This window comes from Rhodococcus sp. FG69 (assembly GCF_057808915.1).
The window spans coordinates 1-2556 of sequence record NZ_JBMDIX010000090.1 but is presented as its reverse complement, the minus strand read 5'-3'; the positions used below and the strand labels follow the sequence as shown (position 1 = coordinate 2556).

General features: G+C 64.5%; 2 protein-coding genes. Both read right to left on the bottom strand.

The features are described from left to right. Nucleotides 1-74 precede the first annotated feature (74 nt). Nucleotides 75-878: an IS21-like element helper ATPase IstB gene (gene istB / locus ACODSO_RS29055; protein ID WP_489040059.1), complete on the bottom strand. Its 804-nt coding sequence runs from the start codon at nt 876-878 to the stop codon at nt 75-77. Continuing rightward, nucleotides 875-2392: an IS21 family transposase gene (istA, locus tag ACODSO_RS29050; protein WP_489040060.1), complete on the bottom strand. Its 1518-nt coding sequence runs from the start codon at nt 2390-2392 to the stop codon at nt 875-877. The genes istB and istA overlap by 4 nt, the downstream gene beginning before the upstream one ends. Between the last annotated feature and the right edge of the window lie 164 nt (nt 2393-2556).

Genomic DNA, 2556 nt, shown 5'->3' with positions numbered 1-2556 from the left:
TGTCAATGGCCAAGTTGAAGTCCCCGCTGGTGGCCAGGTGAAAGTCCCCACCCCGTGTTGATGTTCCCGGTTTTTCAGGGGCGGTCCTTTCGGTGTTGTGCGTCTTTCATGCGGTAGGACTCGCCGTCGGTGACGACGATGGTGGCGTGGTGGAGCAATCGGTCGAGGATCGAGGCGGCGGTGGTGTGCTCGGGCAGGAACCGGCCCCATTGCTCGAACGGCCAGTGCGATCCGATCGCCAACGAGCGGCGTTCGTAAGCACCGGCGACGAGACGGAACAGCAACTGGGTGCCGGTGTCGTCGAGCGGGGCGAAGCCCATTTCGTCGATGATGATCAGGTCGACCCGCAGCAGTGATTCGATGATCTTGCCGACGGTGTTGTCGGCCAATCCGCGATACAGGGTTTCGACGAGATCGGCGGCGGTGAAGTAGCGGACCTTGTGTCCAGCGTGGACGGCGGCGACACCGAGTCCGATCAAGGTGTGCGACTTGCCTGTCCCGGCAGGTCCGATCATCGCCAGGTTCGACTGTGCCCGAACCCATTCCAGGCTGGACAGGTAGTCGAACACCTTCGGCTGGATCGACGACGCGGCGACGTCGAAGGACTCCAACGTTTTCGTCACCGGGAACGCGGCCGCTTTGAGCCGGTTGACGATGTTGGAGGCATCACGTGCGGCGAGTTCGGACTCGATGAGCGTCCGCAGCACTTCTTCCGGGGTCCAGCGTTGCGTCTTCGCAGTGATCAACACCTCCGGTGCGGTCCGGCGGATCGCAGCCAGTTTCAGGCGACGTAGTCCGGCGTCGAGATCAGCAGCGAGCTCGGGAACATGATGGGGCGCAGCAGTCTTCGGAGAGTGTGCAGTGGTGGTGTCGGTCATGACGGCACCTGCGTATCGGCGGCAGGGGTCCGGATGGCGTAGGCATCGAGGGAGCGTGTCGGTGCGGTCGGCAGGTCCAGAATCAACGCGTCTCCGGCCGGCCTGGGCTGCGGCGCTCCGGCACCGGCAGCGAGAATCGATCGGACGTCCGCGGCCCGGAATCGACGGAACGCCACCGCCCGGGTCAACGCCGCCACCAACAGTTCGGTGCCATGTGCCGCACCGAGTGCCAGCAGGATCTCGAGCTCGGATCCGAGCCTGGTGTTGCCGATCGCGGCGGCACCGACGAGGAATGCTTCTGCTTCGGGTCCGAGTGCGCAGAACTGTTGCTCTACAGTGGTTCTCGGCCTGGGACCGCGATGGGGTGCGGGGCGCGCTCCGCCGTAATGCTCGTCGAGGACCGACGCGGTCCCCGGCTGGGCCAGGTCATGTTCGGCGACGACCTCACCGGTGGCCGGCTCGACAACCACCAACCGTCCCTCGGTCTGGACGAGGGTGACCGTCGCGCCGATCAACCGGACCGGCACGGAGTAGCGCGCGGACGCGAACCGCACGCAGGACAAGCGATCGACTTTGCGGGTCACCGGCGGTGGACCGATTTCCAGTCGCAGTGATGGCAACGGCGACAACAACTCTCGCTCTTCGTCCAGTTTGCCGTTCGGGACCGCGCATATCTCCGAATGCACCCTGGCGTTGACTTCCCTGCACCACACCCTGGCGGCGGCGTTGGCTGCGTGGACATCGACGGTGGTGCCGGCGATGGCTGCTTCGGTGAGCAACGGGACAGCGAGATCGCGTTGGGCGTATCCGACGAGGTTCTCCACCACGCCTTTCGATTGTGGGTCGTTCGCGTGGCAGAAGTCCGGTGCGAACCCGTAATGAGCAGCGAACCGCACGTAGTCCGGGGTGGGAATGACGACGTTCGCGACGACCCCGCCTTTGAGGCATGCCATGCGGTCGGCGAGGACCTTGCGCGGGACACCACCGACAGCGGCAAGTGCTTCGGCGATCAATGCCATTGTGGTGGTTGCTTTCTCGTCCGTGGCGAATGCAGCAAACCGCCACCGTGAATACGCCATGACGGCGCAGAACAGGTGCAGTCCGCCGACAGTGGCCCAGTCGATGATCAGGTAGTCACCCGGTGCCCATACCGCGGGCCGTCGGCCGCGGTGATGGTCGGTGCGCCACCGTTTCTTCTCCTCGGCGACCAGGCGGCGGAAGTTGCGGTCCGATCCTGCATAGCCGGCCTTGCGGGCGATCGGCAGGATTCGTTTCGCGGAGATTCGGCCCTGAGATTTGTCGACCCGTTCGGCTACCAGGTCGGTGACGGCGGCGTAGTTGCGTTCACGCTCGGCTCGCGGCGGTGGTGTGGTGCCGGCCTGGTCGGCTTCGAATTTGTCGATGGTGCGTTTGACGGTCTTGTGGGTGGTGCCGACGAGTTCGGCGGCTCCTCGATACGACCCGACTTCGCGGTAAGCGGAAATGATGTCCATGCGTTCCTTCGCAGACTTCAATGGAACTCCCCGGGCGGTGCGGTGTGTGGTTGGCACCTTCACCGTCACCGCTCGGGCCAGAAGTTCCTGATCGACACGACGAACACGGGGTGGGGACTTTCAGTTGGCCACCAGTGGGGACCTCGACCTGGCCACCAGTGGGTACTTTTTCATGGCCACGGACA

Bases quoted from the DNA above. Each gene is read 5' to 3' on its own strand.
- istB (WP_489040059.1), bottom strand. From the start codon at position 878: ATGACCGACACCACCACTGCACACTCTCCGAAGACTGCTGCGCCCCAT.